Source organism: Pseudomonas sp. FW300-N2A2, assembly GCF_017351735.1.
Lineage (GTDB): Bacteria > Pseudomonadota > Gammaproteobacteria > Pseudomonadales > Pseudomonadaceae > Aquipseudomonas > Aquipseudomonas migulae.
Map to the genome: position 1 here is coordinate 70271 of NZ_JACNDU010000007.1, position 17199 is coordinate 87469.

General features: G+C 61.5%; 20 protein-coding genes and 1 riboswitch. Of the genes, 2 read left to right on the top strand and 18 right to left on the bottom strand.

What is annotated here, in order from left to right; genetic code table 11:
• Positions 1-72: 72 nt before the first annotated feature.
• The 14 genes from J4E42_RS12250 to cobO form a co-directional block, all read right to left on the bottom strand.
• Positions 73-621: a glutathione peroxidase gene (locus tag J4E42_RS12250; RefSeq protein ID WP_404943247.1), complete on the bottom strand. Its 549-nt coding sequence runs from the start codon at positions 619-621 to the stop codon at positions 73-75.
• Positions 622-682: 61 nt separating this feature from the next.
• Complete coding sequence (locus tag J4E42_RS29450; RefSeq protein ID WP_008033574.1) at positions 683-805, bottom strand: hypothetical protein; 123 nt, start codon at positions 803-805, stop codon at positions 683-685.
• On the bottom strand, positions 802-2010 hold the full coding sequence (locus J4E42_RS12255) for an MFS transporter (RefSeq protein WP_008033572.1): 1209 nt from the start codon (positions 2008-2010) through the stop codon (positions 802-804). Before J4E42_RS12255 ends, J4E42_RS29450 begins: the two co-directional genes overlap by 4 nt.
• Positions 2011-2062: 52 nt before the next feature.
• On the bottom strand, positions 2063-2467 hold the full coding sequence (locus J4E42_RS12260) for a MarR family winged helix-turn-helix transcriptional regulator (protein WP_008033571.1): 405 nt from the start codon (positions 2465-2467) through the stop codon (positions 2063-2065).
• Positions 2468-2621: 154 nt separating this feature from the next.
• Positions 2622-3356, bottom strand: coding sequence for an adenosylcobinamide-GDP ribazoletransferase (locus J4E42_RS12265; protein WP_207285340.1), 735 nt, complete (start codon positions 3354-3356; stop codon positions 2622-2624).
• A gap of 2 nt (positions 3357-3358) precedes the next feature.
• A complete protein-coding gene (gene cobC / locus J4E42_RS12270; protein WP_207285341.1) occupies positions 3359-3934 on the bottom strand; it encodes an alpha-ribazole phosphatase family protein in 576 nt (191 codons plus the stop codon).
• Positions 3931-4986, bottom strand: a complete 1056-nt coding sequence (gene cobT / locus J4E42_RS12275) for a nicotinate-nucleotide--dimethylbenzimidazole phosphoribosyltransferase (protein ID WP_207285342.1) — start codon at positions 4984-4986, stop codon at positions 3931-3933. The genes cobC and cobT overlap by 4 nt, the downstream gene beginning before the upstream one ends.
• Positions 4983-5504 (bottom strand): bifunctional adenosylcobinamide kinase/adenosylcobinamide-phosphate guanylyltransferase, encoded by a 522-nt coding sequence (cobU, locus tag J4E42_RS12280; protein WP_008033566.1) that lies wholly within the window; start codon positions 5502-5504, stop codon positions 4983-4985. Before cobU ends, cobT begins: the two co-directional genes overlap by 4 nt.
• Before the next feature lie 128 nt (positions 5505-5632).
• A complete protein-coding gene (locus J4E42_RS12285) occupies positions 5633-7084 on the bottom strand; it encodes a cobyric acid synthase (protein WP_207285343.1) in 1452 nt (483 codons plus the stop codon).
• Positions 7081-8073: a threonine-phosphate decarboxylase CobD gene (cobD, locus tag J4E42_RS12290; protein ID WP_207285344.1), complete on the bottom strand. Its 993-nt coding sequence runs from the start codon at positions 8071-8073 to the stop codon at positions 7081-7083. The genes J4E42_RS12285 and cobD overlap by 4 nt, the downstream gene beginning before the upstream one ends.
• Positions 8066-8974 (bottom strand): adenosylcobinamide-phosphate synthase CbiB, encoded by a 909-nt coding sequence (cbiB, locus tag J4E42_RS12295; RefSeq protein ID WP_008033562.1) that lies wholly within the window; start codon positions 8972-8974, stop codon positions 8066-8068. The genes cobD and cbiB overlap by 8 nt, the downstream gene beginning before the upstream one ends.
• Positions 8971-9621, bottom strand: coding sequence for a 5,6-dimethylbenzimidazole synthase (gene bluB, locus J4E42_RS12300; RefSeq protein ID WP_207285345.1), 651 nt, complete (start codon positions 9619-9621; stop codon positions 8971-8973). Before bluB ends, cbiB begins: the two co-directional genes overlap by 4 nt.
• Complete coding sequence (locus J4E42_RS12305; protein WP_207285346.1) at positions 9618-11000, bottom strand: cobyrinate a,c-diamide synthase; 1383 nt, start codon at positions 10998-11000, stop codon at positions 9618-9620. Before J4E42_RS12305 ends, bluB begins: the two co-directional genes overlap by 4 nt.
• Positions 10997-11608, bottom strand: a complete 612-nt coding sequence (gene cobO, locus J4E42_RS12310; protein WP_008033559.1) for a cob(I)yrinic acid a,c-diamide adenosyltransferase — start codon at positions 11606-11608, stop codon at positions 10997-10999. The genes J4E42_RS12305 and cobO overlap by 4 nt, the downstream gene beginning before the upstream one ends.
• An 80-nt stretch (positions 11609-11688) precedes the next feature.
• Positions 11689-11924: riboswitch (cobalamin riboswitch) on the bottom strand.
• Positions 11925-12078: 154 nt separating this feature from the next.
• Between cobO and J4E42_RS12315 the strand changes: the two genes are divergently transcribed.
• Together J4E42_RS12315 and J4E42_RS12320 are read left to right on the top strand one after the other, a co-directional pair.
• Entirely contained in the window at positions 12079-12663 is a 585-nt protein-coding gene (locus J4E42_RS12315) for a hypothetical protein (RefSeq protein WP_008033558.1), read from the top strand.
• A 68-nt stretch (positions 12664-12731) separates the two neighbouring features.
• The gene (locus J4E42_RS12320) at positions 12732-14045 is read left to right on the top strand and encodes a sorbosone dehydrogenase family protein (RefSeq protein ID WP_207285347.1); all 1314 of its coding nucleotides are present in this window, start codon (positions 12732-12734) and stop codon (positions 14043-14045) included.
• A 119-nt stretch (positions 14046-14164) separates the two neighbouring features.
• Here the strand turns inward: J4E42_RS12320 and J4E42_RS12325 are convergent, their stop codons facing one another.
• From J4E42_RS12325 to hda, 4 genes are all read right to left on the bottom strand, one after another.
• Positions 14165-14818, bottom strand: a complete 654-nt coding sequence (locus J4E42_RS12325; protein ID WP_207285348.1) for an O-methyltransferase — start codon at positions 14816-14818, stop codon at positions 14165-14167.
• A gap of 15 nt (positions 14819-14833) precedes the next feature.
• Positions 14834-15370 (bottom strand): C40 family peptidase, encoded by a 537-nt coding sequence (locus J4E42_RS12330; protein WP_008033547.1) that lies wholly within the window; start codon positions 15368-15370, stop codon positions 14834-14836.
• A gap of 220 nt (positions 15371-15590) precedes the next feature.
• On the bottom strand, positions 15591-16217 hold the full coding sequence (locus J4E42_RS12335) for a C40 family peptidase (protein WP_008033546.1): 627 nt from the start codon (positions 16215-16217) through the stop codon (positions 15591-15593).
• Positions 16218-16430: 213 nt separating this feature from the next.
• A complete protein-coding gene (gene hda / locus J4E42_RS12340; RefSeq protein WP_008033543.1) occupies positions 16431-17135 on the bottom strand; it encodes a DnaA regulatory inactivator Hda in 705 nt (234 codons plus the stop codon).
• Positions 17136-17199: the final 64 nt, after the last annotated feature.

Consider the following 17199-nt stretch of genomic DNA (forward strand, 5'->3'; position numbering starts at 1 on the left):
TGAACCCCTCGCCGCCTGAATCAAAAAAGCCCCGCGCTCTTTACAGAGGCGGGGCTTTTTAGTGGATGTCGATCAGGGTTGTGAAGCCAGGGCTTTTTCCACGGCGGCGATGAATTCTGGATCGTCAGGCGTGGTGAGGCTGGAGAAGTTGGCGATCACCTTGCCTTTGCGATCGACCACATACTTGTAGAAATTCCACTTCGGCGCATCGCTTTGGGCGGCAAGCACCTGGAACAGATGAATCGCATCATCACCGCGAACCTTCTGCGTCTCGGTCATAGTGAAGGTCACGCCGTAATTCACGTAGCAAACCTTGGCGGTTTCCGCACCATCCTTGGATTCCTGCTTGAAGTCATTGGAAGGCACACCGATCACCTCCAGCCCCTGCCCCTTGTAACGCTGATTCAGCGCCTCCAGGCTTTTGAACTGAGGGGCGAAACCGCAAAAGCTCGCGGTGTTGACCACCACCAGCGGTTTGCCGGCGAAGCGCTGGCACAGGTCGATCGTTTCCTTGGCCCGCAGCTTGGGCAACGAGCCTTGCAAAAGCTCAGGGCACTCGTCGGCCGCTTGAGCCAATCCGGTAAACGCCATGAGTAACGCGGGAACGGCAAACCAGCGCATCAGCATGTCCATGCATCCTTGAAAAGTCGTCTGCATTGAACTTACTCGCCCTCACATCGTGCTAGCAAGCGCCCATGCCCAATTGCATCAACGCCAGCCCGCCCTGATGCCAGCCCCACCACGCCAGGGCCAGCAGCAACAGGCCGCCCGCTGCCACGGCGATTCGTGGCCAGAGGCTGTTCATGTCGCGCTCATCCGGGTTTGCAGGCGCGCCACCGGCCGCTCACGCACTGGCCAATTCAAGGCAGCCGCCAACAGGCTCAAAAGAATCGCTACTTGCCAGATCAAGTCATAACTCCCGGTTCGGTCATACACCACCCCGCCCAACCAACCACCCAGGAACGATCCGAGTTGGTGGAACAGGAAAACGATCCCACCGAGCATGGACAGATTTCTTACACCGAACAAGGTCGCCACAGTGCCGTTGGTCAACGGCACCGTCGACAGCCACAGGAAGCCCATGGCCATGCCAAACAGATACGCCGTGGTTGTCGTCACCGGCGCCCACAGAAACAGGACAATCACCACAGCCCGCAGCACATACAGACCGGTGAGCAAACGCGGCTTGGACATCCGCCCGCCGAGCCAGCCCGCTGTGTAAGTACCGAAGATGTTGAACAACCCGATCAGCGCCAGCACCGTCGTACCGACCGTGGCGGGCAAATGCTGATCCACCAGATACGCCGGCAAGTGCACACCGATGAACACCACCTGGAAACCGCAGACAAAAAAGCCGAAAGACAGCAGCCAGAATCCCGAATGGGAACAGGCTTCGCGCAAGGCTTCGGAGAGGGTCTGCTCGTGACCGAGGACCGGCAACGGCTTGTCCTTGAGCATACTGACCAGCGGCACGATCAGCGCGACCAGCAGGCCCAGCGCCAGCAATGCCGCCGACCAGCCGAGCCAACCGATCAAACCCAGCGTGCCAGGTACCATCGCGAACTGGCCAAAAGAGCCGGCAGCGCTGGCGATACCCATGCCCATGCTACGTTTCTCTGGGGGTACCACGCGGCCAACCACGCCCAGGATCACCGAAAATGAGGTGCCCGACAGCCCGATACCGATCAATAGGCCCGCGCTCAGCGACAGGGTTACCGCCGAATCGGACAAGCCCATGAACAGCAGGCCCATCGCGTAGAGCACGCCGCCGATCAGCACCACTTTCGCCGCGCCGAAGCGGTCGGCCAACGCGCCGGTAAAGGGCTGCGCCAGGCCCCAGATCAGGTTCTGCAAGGCGATGGCGAAGGCAAACGTCTCACGCCCCCAACCGAACTCGGCACTCATCGGCGCCAGAAACAGCCCGAAGCCGTGTCGCACGCCCAGAGACAACGCAAGGATCAGCGCACTCCCCACTAAAACCCAACCGCAAGTACGCCACATCGATGTCATTCTTATTCTCCGGTAGCGGGTATATACCCGCTTAAGATCGGAAAAACTGGCGTCAGGCCAGTTCGTCCAGCAGCTTCAGCAAAATTTCGCGTTTTTCGGCACCCAGACGATCAACCAGTCGCTGCTGCGCCGCCTCCCAGGCCGGCAAGGCCGCTTTCAGGCGTTCAGCACCGGCCTCGGTCAACCTGACGATGCGATTACGCATGTCTTCGCCCTCGACCAGCATGACCAGGCCGTCGCCTTCCAATACCCGCAGATTGCGCCCGAGGGTGCTGCGGTCCAGGCCCATGGCTTCCGCCAGGGTGGAAATACTCGGTTCATTCAGACGCTGCAGATTGCACAACAAAGAATACTGGGCAACGTTGATTCCGAAGCCGTCGAGAGCGCCGTCGTAGTGCCTGCTGACGCCACGGGCGGCGCGACGCAGGTTGATGCATAAACATTGGGAGTCGAGCATGGTGCGTGTATATACCCGCGGTTGAATGAATGCAAATATTTAAACAATGCCACCTGTAGGAGCGAGGCTTGCCCGCGAAGAATGCCCCGCGATCTAACAGAAAAACTGAGTTATCGTTCTTCGCGGGCAAGTCGGATCGCCGCACCACTCGCTCCTACAGGAACAGTGCAAGGCCAATCAATAAAACCATCTCCAGCAATTCCAGCAACGCCCCCGCCGTATCGCCCGTGGTCCCGCCCAATCGCCGCAGCATCGCCTGCCGCAACCAGATAAACACCAGCGCCGCCAACACCAACGCCACGACACCGCCGAGCCCTGCCATCAGCACACAAGCCAATGCACTGACCGCCAGCACCTGCTTGCCGGCCAGACGCGGCAGATGATCGGCCAGCGCCTGCCCCAAGCCACCTGCCCGCACATACGGCGTAGTCAGGAACAGCCCGAGCAACGCAGCACGGCCAATCAACGGAACGATGATCAGGAAAACGCTGTGCTGCTGCTCAATCAATGCCAGCAACGCCGCGAATTTCAGCAGCAACACCAATACCAGCGTGACCACCGCTATCGGACCGCTGCGCGGGTCTTTCATGATCGTCAGCGTTCGCTCGCGATCGCCAAAACCGCCGAGCCACGCATCAGCGCTATCGGCCAGGCCGTCGAGGTGTAAGGCACCGCTGAGCAACACCCAAACCGTCAACAGCAACGCCGCGTGCAGCAACAACGGCGCGCCCGACAACGCCCAGTTCAACGCCCACAAGATCCCGCCGAACAGCAGCCCCACCAGCGGATAAAACAGCAGCGAGCGCCCCAACTCCTGCGGCGCCGGCATGCCCGGCAGACGAATCGGCAGGCTGCTCAGAAATTGCAGGGCGATCCAGAACGGCAACATGATCAGATCGCTTCCTTGAGAATGACGCCGGGTTCGACGTTCAACGAAAACAGCGAACCATGGCCCACTTCAACGTTGAGCAACTGCTCGCGCGGCAATCCCCGCGCCTGCGCCAGCAACAAACGCATGACGCCGCCATGACTGATCAGCAACACACGCTCGCCCGCGCAGGCAGTCTGCAAACGCCCGACCGCGGCCAGTACTCGCGTCGAAAAATCCGCGACGCGCTCACCCTGCGGCGGCGTAAACGAATAGGGATCAGCCCAGAACAAACCCAACGCCTCGGCATCCGTTTCCATCAGCGCCGCTGCGCTCTGCCCTTCCCAGGCACCGAAATGCAGTTCCTGCAGACTTTTATCCAGCTGCACTGGCAACCCCAGTTGCGCACCAAGTTCTTCGGCGAACCGCGCACAGCGTTGCAATGGCGAACTCACCAGACGATCCCATGGCCCCTGCGCAACCACCGCCGCGCGCATCTGCGCCCAGCCTGTGGCGGTCAGTGCATCGTCGAGGCTGCCGCGCAAACCGCCGCCCAGTTCAGTTTCGCCGTGACGCAACAGGTCCAGGCGCAAGGTCATGCCGGACGGTCCGCCACGGCGGCTTCGGCGAAGGTCGCCATTTGCCCGTGGAGGTCACACGCCAGGCGCAGCAACGGCACGGCCAACGCCGCGCCGCTGCCCTCGCCCAAGCGCAGACCGAGGTCCAGCAAGGGTTCGGCGTTCAGGGTTTCCAGCACATGGCGATGACCCGGCTCGGCACCGCGATGCCCGAACAACAGCCACTCGCGGCAATGCGGATTCAAACGCACCGCCACCAATGCGGCGACGCTGCAAATGAACCCGTCCACCAGCACCGCGACGCCTTCCTGGGCACAGGCCAGATACGCGCCGACCAGTGCGGCGATTTCAAAACCGCCGAGGTTGAACAGGGTTTGCAGTGCATCGCCACGCTGAGCGCTGTGCAAGGCCAAAGCACGTTCGATGACCTGAGCCTTATGACTGACACCCGCCGCATTGAGGCCGGTGCCCGGCCCGGTCAAGTGCACCACCGGACAATCCAGCAAGGCACAGGCCAACGCACTGGCCGCCGTGGTGTTGCCGATGCCCATCTCGCCGCCGATGAACAACTGCGCGCCCGCCGCAATGGCGCGCCGCACGCTGTCGCGACCGGCCTGCAAGGCGAGTTCACCCTGGGCTTGAGTCATGGCCGGGCCGTCGACAAAATTCGCGGTGCCAGCACCGATGTTCAAGTGGCGCACACCCGGCAGATTCAGCGACGGCGTGACCGTGCCGAGGTCGACCACTTCGAGCGACGCGCCGAGTTGGCGCGCCAACACACTGATCGCCGCCCCACCGTTGACGAAGTTGTGCAGCATCTGCCCGGTGACTTCCTGGGGAAACGCCGACACACCTTCGGCGACCACGCCGTGATCGCCGGCAAAAATCGCGATCCACAGCTGATCCAGGCTCGGCTTGACCTGCCCCTGCAATCCCGCCAACTGCACCGCCACCGACTCCAGCCGCCCGAGGGAACCGGCCGGTTTGGTCAGTTGCTGTTGCCGGGCTTCAGCCTGCTCGACGGCTTGGGCATCGATCGGCTTGCACGGGTTCAGCCACCAGGATTGAGTCATAACGCAGTTCCTTTCAGAGTCAGGGGCAGGCCGGCGACGGTCAGGACGACTCGCTGACAGCGCTCGGCCAAAGCTTGATGCAGCCAACCGGCTTCATCGACGTAGCGGCGAGTCAATTCGCCCAGCGGTACGACACCCATTCCGGTCTCGTTGCTGACAAAAATGATTTCACCCGGCAGTTCGGCCAGGCAGTCCAGCAGGGCTTCGCGTTCGGCTGTCAGGCGCTCGGCGTCGTCGAGCATCAGCAGATTGGTCATCCACAGGGTCAGGCAATCCACCAGCAGGCAACGCTCGGCACGGGCGGTTTCACGCAGGACGCGGGCCAGCTCAACGGGTTCTTCGATCAGCGCCCATTCGGCTGGACGACGGGCGCGGTGGTGGGCGACCCGCTCGCTCATTTCACCGTCCAAAGGTTGGCTGGTGGCGATGTAGGTCACCGGGAGCTGGCTGTCTGCTGCCAGTTTTTCGGCCAGGCGACTTTTGCCGGAACGGGCGCCGCCGAGGATCAGTTGCAGCATGGTTCATTCCTTCAAATAGGCGGTGCGGTCAATGGCCTCTTCGCGGGCAAGCCTCGCTCCTACGGGTTTGCGCGACTCTCGATCTTGTAGGAGCGAGGCTTGCCCGCGAAGGGGCCGGAACAGCCACCTCAAATCCCGCAGAGCTCACGCAACAGTCGGGTATCCAGATGCTTCTCCACCAAATCCGCCAACCGCTCGATATCTCGCTCACGCAGCGCGTGGTAATCCACTTCCTGCACATCCTGCAAACCCGCCCAGCGCAACAGCGCACTGCACGCCGCCGGCGATTCAAACAGGCCATGCAGGTAGGTGCCGAAAATCTGCCCGTCGCCACTTTGCGCGCCATCGCAACGGCCATCGTCCAGCTGCACGGCGGCATTTTCCAATGCCGGGCCGGTGGTGACGCCGGCATGAATTTCGTAGCCGCTGACCGGCGCATCTTCCAGCGCCAGACGCCCGCGCACATTGCGCAACTGCTTTTCTTCTTCCAGTTGCGTTTCGAACGCCAACAACCCCAAACCGGCGCTGGAGCCCGGCGCACCTTCAAGGCCCAACGGATCGTGCACCTGCTCGCCGAGCATTTGCAGGCCGCCGCAAATACCCAGGACTTTTCCGCCGTAGCGCAAATGTCGGCTGATGGCGGTTTCCCAGCCGTTGGCGCGCAGATACGCAAGGTCGCTGCGCACGCTTTTCGAGCCAGGAAGAATGATCAGGTCGGCGGGCGGAATCGCCTGGCCGGGGCCGATGAATTGCAGGTCGACTTGCGGGTGCAGGCGCAGCGGATCGAAGTCGGTGTGGTTGCTGATGCGCGGTAACACCGGCACCACCACTTTGAGCACTTGATCGGCCTTGTCGGTCTGGCGCTGATCGATGCCGTCCTCGGCTTCCAGGTGCAGGTCCATCACGTACGGCAGAACGCCAATCACCGGTTTGCCGGTGCGTGCTTCCAGCCAGTCGAGGCCCGGCTGCAGCAGCGCAATATCGCCGCGAAAACGGTTGATGATGAAGCCTTTGACCCGTGCCTGCTCGCTTGGCGACAGCAGTTCCAGGGTGCCTACCAGATGCGCGAACACCCCGCCGCGATTGATGTCGGCGATCAATACAACTGGGCAATCCACTGCCTCGGCGAACCCCATGTTGGCGATGTCGCCGGCGCGCAGATTGATCTCGGCCGGTGAGCCTGCTCCTTCGACCATGACCACTGGATACGCCGCGCTCAGCCGCGCATGGGAGGCCAGCACCGCTTGCATGGCGATGGCTTTGTAGTCGTGATAGGCGACCGCGTTCATGGTCGTGACGGCGCGCCCATGGATGATCACCTGGGCACCGGTGTCGCTGTTGGGTTTGAGCAATACCGGGTTCATGTCGGTGTGCGGTTCGAGGTTGGCGGCCTGAGCCTGCACGGCTTGCGCGCGGCCGATCTCGCCACCGTCAGCAGTCACGGCGCTGTTGAGCGCCATGTTCTGCGGTTTGAACGGCACCACGCGCACGCCCTGCCGCGTAACCCAGCGACACAACGCCGTCACCAGCGTGCTTTTACCGGCGTCCGATGTAGTGCCTTGCACCATCAGCGTAGTCATCGGCTTTCCTTGGCGTAATCTGTAAACGCTTGCGCGAGACGGGTCCAGTCGGCTTCTTCGCCGGGCAGGCCGAAACGCAGGCTGCTGTTGTGGGTGAACAACCGCAGCAGAATGCCGCGCCGGGCCATGAACTCATGCAGCTCTTCGGCGCACTCGGTCACCAGCCATTGAAACAACGCGCAACCGCCCTGAGGTTTGAAGCCGTGTTCTTCAAGCAACAGCGCCAGCCGTTTGCTGGCTTCTTCGGTACGCAGACGTTGTCTGGCGTGGCCTTCGGCATCCTTCAGGCAGGCTTGCCCCAACACGCGGGTCGGCCCGCTGACGGCCCAGGGTCCGACTTGTTCGGCGAGCAACTTGAGCAACTTGCGCTCCGCCAGTACGAAGCCCAAGCGCACCCCGGCCAGACCAAAAAATTTGCCGAAGGAACGCAGCACGATCAAGCCCACCATATGGGCACATGGCGCCAGACTCAGCTGCGGCGTGTTGTCCATGAACGCTTCGTCGACCACCAGCCAGCCGCCGCGCTGCGCCAGCCTGGAATGCCAGTCGAGCAGACGACTCGGAGTCAGGCTCAAGCCCGTCGGATTGTTCGGATTGACCACCACCAGCACATCGAGACTGTCGAGGAAGAAGTCGACTTCCTGCTCCAGCACTTCACGCACGATGTAACCGTTGCGACGCCAGGCTTCGGCGTGCTCGGCGTAACACGGCGACAGCACGCCAACCTTGCCGTCCCGCCGCAAACGCGGCAGCAACTGGATCGCCATTTGCGAACCGGCCACCGGCAACACCTGCGCGGTGCCGTAATAATCACAGGCGGCCTGCTCCAGGCCGTCATCGGTTTCCGGTAACCGCGCCCAGGCGCGCAACGGAATGTCCGGGACAGGAAACGGCCAGGGCGCGAGGCCGCTGGACAGGTCAAGCCAATCAGCTTCGGCGATACCGTATTCGAGCGCGGCCTTGCGCAACCGTCCACCGTGTTCAAGCATAGAATTCAGCTCCCACGCAGAGAATCAGCAGCCATAACCATACCCCGCGCTGGACCAATTGCCAGCCACGGTCAATGGAGTCGGCGTCCGCTGGCACGCCTTCACCCAGTTGCGGACGCTGATGCAATTCGCCGTGATAAATCGCCGCCCCGCCCAACTCGACGCCCAGCGCACCGGCTCCCGCAGCCATCACCGGCCCGGCGTTCGGGCTGTCCCAGGTCGGGCCCTGGGTGCGCCAGCATTTCAGTGCAAGTCGGGTTTTGCCCAGCAGCGCGTAGGTCAATGCCACCAGCCGCGCCGGAATGTAGTTGAGTACGTCGTCGATTTTCGCCGCCGCCCAGCCAAACCGTTCGAAGCGTTCGTTGCGATAACCCCACATCGCATCCAGCGTATTGCTCAATCGGTAGAGCACCACGCCCGGCGCACCGGCCACGGCAAACCAGAACAGCGCAGCAAACACCGCGTCGCTGCCGTTCTCCAACACCGATTCGGTAGCGGCACGGGCCACTTCGGTTTGATCCAGTTCGCTGGTCTGGCGACTGACCAGATAGCCAACGCGTGTGCGCGCCTCCTCCAGATCATCACTGCGCAGCGCCTTGGCGACCGGCTCGACGTGTTCACCGAGACTGCGCAGGCCGAGGGCGCAATAGAGCGCGAGAATTTCAACGATCCAGCCAACGTAAGGCGCCCAGGAAAACGCCGTGGCCAGCAAGGTCAGCGGCAACACCGCAATCACCCATGCCGTGACACCGTGGCTGCGCCAGCCGCGCCCGCCACCATTGAAACGTTGCTCGATGCGGTCGGCAAAACGGCCGAACGCCACCAGCGGATGCCAGCGTTTGGGTTCACCCAGCAGCGCATCCAGCGCAACCGCGGCGACACTCAACAACGCCACACTCATTGACTCACTCCCCAATAATTTTCGTACAGCATTTCACTGAGCGGGCGCGCTTGCGCCCAGCCTTCGAGTACCAGCATCGGCGCCGGATAGAATTCCTTGACCGGGCCCAGGCAAAGAACAGCCAAAGGCTTGGCCCCGGCGGGCAAACCCAGCAGATCGGCCAGGGCTTGCGGCTCGAACAAAGAGACCCAGCCCATGCCGAGTCCTTCTGCACGGGACGCCAGCCACAGGTTCTGGATCGCGCAGGACAACGACGCCATGTCCATTTCCGGCAAGGTGCGACGGCCAAAGATGTGCCGCTCGCGATCGTCCATCAGCGCAGCGACCAGCACCTCGGCGCAGTCGTTGATGCCTTCGACTTTCAGCTTCATGAATTCGTCGGTGCGCTCGCCGAGGGCTTCGGCGGTGCGCATGCGCTCCTCTTCCACCAGCAACTGGATCTTGCTGCGCAGGGCCCGGTCACTGATGCGGATGAACCGCCAGGGCTGCATCAGGCCGACGCTTGGCGCCTGGTGCGCGGCGTCGAGCAGGCGCCGGAGCAACTCGGGGTCGACAGTGCCGCCGCTGAAGTGGCGCATGTCGCGGCGTTCGGCGATGGCTCGGTAGACCGCTTCGCGTTCGGCTTCCGAAAAGGCGTTGTCGGTCATGGCCTCATCGCTGGCAAGCCAGCTCCTACAGGGGTTAGGTGATCAACTGTAGGAGCTGGCTTGCCAGCGATGGCGGCCTCCCGGTCAGGCGCAAACAACGCGGCAATCGCGGTCGGATTCGACGGAAAATAAAAATGCACATAAGAAGCGGTCATCCGCCCCTCACGATAAACCGCCTCCGCCCCACGCCCGCCATTCGGGCTCAGGCCACGAGCAATCGGCTCAAGCTCGGTGCTGGTCAGCGAGTGATGATAGGTATGCCCGCGCAGCGAACCTTCCGGCAAGTCAACCGCCTGCAACGCCAGCGCCGCCAATCGTTTCTGCATCACCGCATCACCGCTCAGCAAACCAACCAGCTCCGCCCGCGTGCCTTCGACATCGGTCAGCGAATCGAGCAAATACAACATGCCGCCACACTCGGCCAGCAAGGGTTTACCCGCCGCGTGATGAGCGCGGATGGCGTTGAGCATTTGAGTATTCCGAGACAGCGCCACATGGTGCAATTCCGGGTAGCCGCCCGGCAGATAGAGGCTGTCAGCCTCGGGCAATTGCGTGTTGCGGATCGGCGAGAAGAATGACAATTCGGCGCCCATGGCCCGAAGCAAATCCAGGCTCGCACCGTAGGTGAAAGCGAACGCCTCATCACGGGCCACGGCGATTCGGACACCGGCCAGCAACGGCTCGGCGGCGATCACTTCTGGAGCGGCGAATTCCACAGGCGGCGGCAGCGTAACGTCGCAGCTGTTGGCCAGCGATTCGGCCGCCGCGTCGAGGCGCAGGTCGAGGTCGTTCAGCTCGCTGGCTTGCACCAGACCAAGATGCCGACTCGGCAGCTCGATCCCGGTTTCCCGGGACAACGCGCCGTACCAGCGCAAACCTTCGGTCAGGCTGCCTTCGAGCAATTGCGCATGGCGCAAGGTGCCCACGCGGTTGGCCAGCACGCCGGCGAACGGCAAGTCCGGCTGATACTTCGCCAGCCCCAGCGCCAGCGCACCAAAGGTCTGCGCCATCGCCGTGCCGTCGATCACCCCGAGCACCGGCACACCGAAGTGCCGCGCCAGATCGGCGCTGGACGGCGTGCCGTCGAACAGGCCCATGACACCTTCGATCAGGATCAGATCCGCTTCACCGGCGGCTTCCCACAACAGTCGACGACTTTCCTGTTCGCCGACCATCCACATGTCCAGCTGATACACCGGCGCACCGCTGGCGCGCTCGAGAATCATCGGGTCGAGAAAGTCCGGGCCGCATTTGAACACGCGCACCTTGCGACCCTGATTGCGATGCAAACGGGCCAGCGCGGCGGTGACGGTGGTCTTGCCCTGACCGGAGGCCGGCGCGGCAATCAAGACCGCCGGGCAATGACGTGGTTGATTCACAGCTCGACGCCTTTTTGCGCTTTGATCCCGGCCTGAAAGGCGTGCTTGATGACACCCATTTCAGTGACCGTGTCAGCCAGCTCGATCATTTCCGGCTTGGCGCCGCGACCCGTGACGACAACGTGTTGCATCGGCGGACGCGCCTGCAAGTCACTGAGCACCTGATCAAGGTCGAGGTAGCCGTGCTTGAGGGCGATATTCAGTTCATCGAGCACCACCAGGCCGATTGACGGATCGCGCAACAGTTCGCGAGACACTTCCCACGCGGCTTCGGCGGCGGCGATGTCACGCTGGCGGTCCTGGGTTTCCCAGGTAAAGCCCTCGCCCATCACATGAAAACGCACCTGCTCCGGGAAGCGTCGGAAGAACAACTCTTCGCCCGTGCTGCTGCGCCCCTTGATGAACTGCACCACGCCGCACTGCATGCCGTGGCCCATCGAGCGGGCGAGCATGCCGAAGGCCGAGCTGCTTTTGCCCTTGCCATTGCCGGTCAGCACCAGCAGCAGGCCGCATTCATTCGGGGAATTGGCGATGCGTTCGTCGATCACGGCTTTTTTGCGCAGCATGCGCGCCAGATGGCGTTCGTCACGATCGGGAGTATCAGTCATGGGGGAGCTCTCCGTTGAGGCTGGATAACGGCGGGCAGGCACAAGAATAGACGGCAAGAAGCCTGGCATCGCCCACCGTGATGCCGCTGAATGGATCAGGCCGGTCTCCGGGCTCATGAGCGGCGTTTCGCCTGACTGCGCGCCTTCCCATATCGACATTCGACACAGTGGCTCAAGGCGCAGCCTTCACTCATTTACCGTTGCGGGGGCAGCGCCGGGATCGTGGTTGTTCATAAATTGAACGAGCGCACACACCGGCTTCCCTGTTTCACTCTGTCGACCGACGCCACAGAGCACCTGAAACAAGCCGCGAAGGTTAGAGGGTTGGGGGTGGAGCGTCAATTAAAGCCGGGAGACCGCCGGGCGAATAACTGCCGTCGATCAATAAAATGACGCCAATCTTGTGCCACACTCTCAGCAGTGATATCAAAGCGCCACAACCTGACAACACAATAACAAGGGTGAGCCACATGCAAGGCATGACCATCAGCAATCCGAAGCTGGAATTCCTGCGCCCGGTGCTGGAGCGCTGGTTTGACTGTATCGACCGCTACAACGCGGTGCGCGGCGATAACGACACGCCTTACTGGTACGACGAAAAAGCCAACCTCGGCTTGCTCTCGGCTGCCGCGTGGATGGCGGAAATGGTCACGCTGCAGAACACACCCACCCGCAAACAAAACGAGGAAGGCGAACGCAACGCCCGCGCCGACCTGTTCATCGCCAGCAGCGAAGAACGCGCCTACCTCCAGGCCACGCAACGCTGGCCACGGGTCAACAGCTTGAACCTGACACAGGCGCTGGCCGATATCACCAGCGACGCCAAGCGCATCAGCTACGCCAGCGACCTGAAACTAGGCTGCCTGTTCGTCGCCCCGCAAAAAGCCCAGCACGGCGCCACGCCGGAAGAACTCCAGGACATGGTCGACGACCTGCAAAAGGAACACAGTTGCGCGGTCGCCTGGTATTTCCCCTACGCCTACCGCAAGTTGCGCAACGAAGCGGGCAACTATCATCCCGGCATCGCCGTACTGTTCAAGGAAGCCCGCGGCTGACCGGTTGAACCATCGCAGGCTTGCACTTCTCTATTGATCAGGTCACTGCATTTATAGGGAAGATCAGCATGCACAAGCCCCTGCTCGTTCTCGTCATCGCCCTCACAGGAGGGCTCGCCGCCTGCGGCGAGACCTCCACCCTGCAAGTTTCCGACGGTACCGGCCCGTCCCCTCGACTACCAGAACCGAACAAGACCCTGATCCCGACAGTGAACATCGCCCCGGCAATCGGCTGGCCGGACGGCGCGAAACCCACGGCAGCAGCGGGAACGCAAGTGGCGGCATTTGCTGAAAACCTCGATCACCCGCGTTGGCTGTACGTGCTGCCGAACGGCGACGTGCTTGTCGCCGAAACCAACGCGCCGCCCAAACCCGACGATGGCAAAGGCGTTAGAGGCTGGGTCATGAAGAAAGTCATGGGCCGCGCCGGTGCCGGCGTGCCGAGCCCGAACCGCATCACATTGCTGCGCGACAAAGACCACGACGGCATCGCCGAAACTCGCACGGTGTTTCTGGAAAACCTTAATTCGCCCTTCGGCATGACCCTGGTCGGCAATGACCTGTATGTCGCCGACACGGACCGCTTGCTGCGATTTCACTACCAGGACGGCACCACGACCATCAAGTCGCCGCCGATCAAAGTGGTTGATCTGCCGGGCGGCACGCTGAATCACCACTGGACCAAAAATGTGATCGCCAGCAAGGACGGCAGCAAGCTGTACGTCACGGTGGGTTCCAACAGCAACGTCGCCGAAAACGGCATGGATCAGGAAGAAGGTCGCGCGGCGATCTGGGAAGTGGATCGCGCCACCGGCAAGCATCGGATTTTCGCCTCGGGCCTGCGCAATCCCAACGGCATGGCCTGGGAACCGCGGAGCGGCGCGTTGTGGACGGCGGTCAACGAGCGAGATGAAATCGGCAGCGACCTGGTGCCGGACTACATCACCTCGGTCAAGGACGGCGGGTTCTATGGCTGGCCTTACAGCTACTACGGCCAGCACGTCGATATTCGCGTCGAGCCGCAAAACCCGGACCTGGTGGCCAAGGCCATTGCTCCGGACTACGCGGTCGGCCCGCATACCGCCTCACTGGGCCTGACGTTCGCTGAAGGCAACAGGCTGCCAGCGCAATTCAAGGAAGGCGTGTTCATTGGCCAGCATGGTTCATGGAACCGCAAGCCGCACAGTGGCTACAAAGTGATTTTTGTGCCGTTCAGTGCCGGCAAACCGAACGGAAGCCCGGTTGATGTGCTCACGGGCTTCCTCAATGACGAGGAAAAAGCCATGGGCCGGCCGGTGGGTGTGGTGATTGATCAGCAGGGTGATTTGCTGGTGGCGGATGATGTGGGGAATAAGGTGTGGCGGGTGTCGGCAACCCAGTAACTGCGCCACACACATACCCTGTAGGAGCAAGCTTGCTCGCGATAGCGGTGCATCAGGCAACATCAATGTTGGATGTACTGCCCTTATCGCGAGCAGGCTCGCTCCCACAGGGATCAGCGTTACCGCTTGCGGCAGAGGGTTAAACCATCGCCCAGCGGCAACAACGACAGATCCACACGCGAGTCATCCTTCAAGGCACAGTTGAGCGCCTGGATAGCACGGGTGTCTGCGCTTTCAGGATTCGGCTCCAACACCCGCCCGCTCCACAGGGTGTTATCGAACACCGCCAGACCACCAACGCGCAGCAGACGCAATGCGTGCTCCAGGTAGGCCGGATAGTTGGCCTTGTCGGCATCAATGAAAATCAAATCGAATTGACCGGGTTGATCCAGCCGAGCCAGGGTTTCCAGCGCGGGCGCCAGGCGCAGGTCAATTCGTTCGGCAACGCCCGCTTCCTTCCAGTAACGGAGCGCCGTGGTGTTGTAGTCGCCGGGGATATCACAGCAAATCAGCGAACCGTCATCCGGCAATGCCGCCGCCATGCACAAGGCGCTGTAACCGGTGAAGGTGCCGACTTCCAGCAAACGCCTCGCGCCGGTGAGTTTCACCAGCAATGCGAGGAACTGCCCCTGCTCCGGCGCCACCTGCCAGCGCGCCATCGGCAGCGCCTGGGTTTCATCGCGCAAACGCTTGAGCAGCGGCGTTTCCCTAAGGGAAACGTCGAGCAGGTATTGATACAGGGAATCGTCGAGATTGAGTGTGCGGGCGGTCATGACGACCTCTGCGAACTAGGGGTTACGCGCCAAATGCTCGGGTTGCAGAACACGCTTGGCGCTCAGGTAAGCTTTCTGCCAATACGCTTTGGACAAGCTGTCGAGCTTCACCGTGCCGCCAGTGGCTGGTGCATGGACGAAACGGCCTTCGCCAACGTAGATCCCGGCATGGCTGACCTGGGAGCCGCCATTGGTGGCGAAGAAAACCAGGTCGCCGGTTTGCAGGCCTTCCTTGCCGACATTGGCTGCCTGCATGCTGATCATCTCGCGCGTGGTGCGTGGCAGGGAAATGCCCGTCACGTCACGATAGACATAACCGATCAGACCGCTGCAATCGAACCCGGAATCTGGCGTATTGCCGCCCCAGCGATAAGGCGTGCCCACGAGGCCCAAGGCGCGAAACAACACGTCTTCCGCCTCAGGCGAAAAGGGTTGCGCGGAGCCGAAGACAATGGGTGCGCGAACCACCGGCGCAGGTGGCGGTGTGCGGCTGGCGCAGGCACTGAGCAGCGCTGCGAAGAACATGAGTGCGAGGCGGGCCGACATCGTCATAAGCAGAACATCCTGATCTGGCTGCGGCTTTTTCCACCGCAAAGGCAGAAAAGAAAACCGCCTGCGCAGGACGCAGGCGGTTTGCCATCAATAATAGATCAGGATTCTAGCGGGTACACGGCAAACTTCAAGTAAGACTTTAAGTTCGCCTTACAAACTGTCGGCCTACTCTGTTGCAGAGAGGCCGTTGCCGCCACTGATGTGGCGACAGGCTGGACAATTACTTGCGTGCCGTGACCACGGTCGGGGCCATCGCGAGTGCGCGCTTGGCTTCGATGAAGGTTTTGCTCCAGTAGCTGTCGCCCAGGCTATCGACCCGGACACCACCGCTTTTGCGGCTGCTGGAGTGGATGAACTGGTTGTCACCCAGGTAGATCCCGGCGTGACTGACACGACCGCGGCGACCATTGGTGGCGAAGAACAGCAGATCGCCCGGCTTGAGCGCGCTACGGGAAACCAGTGGCGCGTCAACGTTGATCATTTCGCGAGTGGAACGCGGCAGGTTCATGCCGGCCTCTTCACGAAACAGGTAACCGATGAAGCCGCTGCAATCGAAGCCAGCCTCGGAGGTGCCGCCGAAACGGTAACGGGTACCGATCAGGGACATGCCACGCTCGAGGATGCTGTCGGCCAGAACCGGAAGCTGGTAGGACTTGCCGTCGGCGAAGTCTGCCAGTTCTTTATCGGTGGCCAGTTCTTCCTGGAAAAGAACGGAAGAAGATTGCGCGGTAACTGAATTTTTAACCTGCTGTTGTTGCTCTTGCTGGGACACTGGAGAGTGAGCAGCGCAACCGAACAACAGGGTGACGAGTGCGAGAGGCACGAGGGGTGCGAAGCGATTTAGCATGGGCACGACCGTGGCTGATAGTTGTAAAGAAGCCGAGACTATGCCCGCTATCAACCTCATTTGCAAATTCAATCGAACTTTATGTGACTTCTTGGTTTCGCGTTTACATCTAAGCGCTTAAGCCCCATTTAGACGCTCGCGCAGCCTGCCCCATGCAGGAAAGCGGATTTTGTGGCGCCTGAAATATGCCGCAACCCCTGAAAAACCTGGGCCTTACCAGCCCAACGTTTCTTTCAGGAACGGAATGGTCAGCTTGCGTTGAGCTTGAAGGGAGGCCTGATCGAGACGCTCAAGCAGCTCGAACAGCGCGCTCATGCTGCGAGTACCGCGAGTCAAAATAAAATGCCCGACTTCGTCGGTCAGGTGCAGGCCGCGACGGGATGCGCGCAGTTGCAAGGCACGCAATTTGTCTTCGTCGGACAGCGGACGCATCTGGAAGATCAGCGCCAGGGTCAGGCGGGATTTCAGGTCCGCCAGCTTCACCGGCAATTCACGCGGCGAGGTCGATGCCGCAATCAGCAAACGCCGACCGCTGTCACGCAGGCGATTGAACAGATGGAACAACGCCTCTTCCCAATCCGCGCGCCCGGCAACCGCTTGCAAGTCGTCGAGGCAGACCAGTTCGTATTGTTCGAGGTTGTCGAGGATTTCGATACCGCGATCCAGCAGCTCGGCCAACGGCAAGTACACCGCTGGCTCCCCCAACTGTTCAAAGCGCAGACAGGCCGCCTGCAGCAGATGCGTACGCCCTACCCCGTCCTTGCCCCAGAGATAAATCAGGCTTTCGGTCCAGCCGGCGTCGGCTTCGCAAAGCCGCTCGACATAGCCGAGTGCAGCGGCATTGGCGCCTGGGTAGTAATTGATAAAGGTAGCGTCATCACGCAGACGCACACCTAGGGGCAGCTGAATCGGTTTCATGCTGACTGAACAGTTCCAAAGGAACCGTTAGTGGCCTCTGTGTAAAGTTTGCGAAGTTTATACC

What these genes read in the sequence shown, in the direction of transcription:
- J4E42_RS12250 (WP_404943247.1), bottom strand. Translation starts at nt 621, where the DNA reads ATGCGCTGGTTTGCCGTTCCCGCGTTACTCATGGCGTTTACCGGATTG.
- J4E42_RS29450 (WP_008033574.1), bottom strand. Translation starts at nt 805, where the DNA reads ATGAACAGCCTCTGGCCACGAATCGCCGTGGCAGCGGGCGGCCTGTTG.
- J4E42_RS12255 (WP_008033572.1), bottom strand. Translation starts at nt 2,010, where the DNA reads ATGACATCGATGTGGCGTACTTGCGGTTGGGTTTTAGTGGGGAGTGCG.
- J4E42_RS12260 (WP_008033571.1), bottom strand. Translation starts at nt 2,467, where the DNA reads ATGCTCGACTCCCAATGTTTATGCATCAACCTGCGTCGCGCCGCCCGT.
- J4E42_RS12265 (WP_207285340.1), bottom strand. Translation starts at nt 3,356, where the DNA reads ATGTTGCCGTTCTGGATCGCCCTGCAATTTCTGAGCAGCCTGCCGATT.
- cobC (WP_207285341.1), bottom strand. Translation starts at nt 3,934, where the DNA reads ATGACCTTGCGCCTGGACCTGTTGCGTCACGGCGAAACTGAACTGGGC.
- cobT (WP_207285342.1), bottom strand. Translation starts at nt 4,986, where the DNA reads ATGACTCAATCCTGGTGGCTGAACCCGTGCAAGCCGATCGATGCCCAA.
- cobU (WP_008033566.1), bottom strand. Translation starts at nt 5,504, where the DNA reads ATGCTGCAACTGATCCTCGGCGGCGCCCGTTCCGGCAAAAGTCGCCTG.
- J4E42_RS12285 (WP_207285343.1), bottom strand. Translation starts at nt 7,084, where the DNA reads ATGACTACGCTGATGGTGCAAGGCACTACATCGGACGCCGGTAAAAGC.
- cobD (WP_207285344.1), bottom strand. Translation starts at nt 8,073, where the DNA reads ATGCTTGAACACGGTGGACGGTTGCGCAAGGCCGCGCTCGAATACGGT.
- cbiB (WP_008033562.1), bottom strand. Translation starts at nt 8,974, where the DNA reads ATGAGTGTGGCGTTGTTGAGTGTCGCCGCGGTTGCGCTGGATGCGCTG.
- bluB (WP_207285345.1), bottom strand. Translation starts at nt 9,621, where the DNA reads ATGACCGACAACGCCTTTTCGGAAGCCGAACGCGAAGCGGTCTACCGA.
- cobO (WP_008033559.1), bottom strand. Translation starts at nt 11,608, where the DNA reads ATGACTGATACTCCCGATCGTGACGAACGCCATCTGGCGCGCATGCTG.
- J4E42_RS12315 (WP_008033558.1), top strand. Translation starts at nt 12,079, where the DNA reads ATGCAAGGCATGACCATCAGCAATCCGAAGCTGGAATTCCTGCGCCCG.
- J4E42_RS12320 (WP_207285347.1), top strand. Translation starts at nt 12,732, where the DNA reads ATGCACAAGCCCCTGCTCGTTCTCGTCATCGCCCTCACAGGAGGGCTC.
- J4E42_RS12325 (WP_207285348.1), bottom strand. Translation starts at nt 14,818, where the DNA reads ATGACCGCCCGCACACTCAATCTCGACGATTCCCTGTATCAATACCTG.
- J4E42_RS12330 (WP_008033547.1), bottom strand. Translation starts at nt 15,370, where the DNA reads ATGACGATGTCGGCCCGCCTCGCACTCATGTTCTTCGCAGCGCTGCTC.
- J4E42_RS12335 (WP_008033546.1), bottom strand. Translation starts at nt 16,217, where the DNA reads ATGCTAAATCGCTTCGCACCCCTCGTGCCTCTCGCACTCGTCACCCTG.
- hda (WP_008033543.1), bottom strand. Translation starts at nt 17,135, where the DNA reads ATGAAACCGATTCAGCTGCCCCTAGGTGTGCGTCTGCGTGATGACGCT.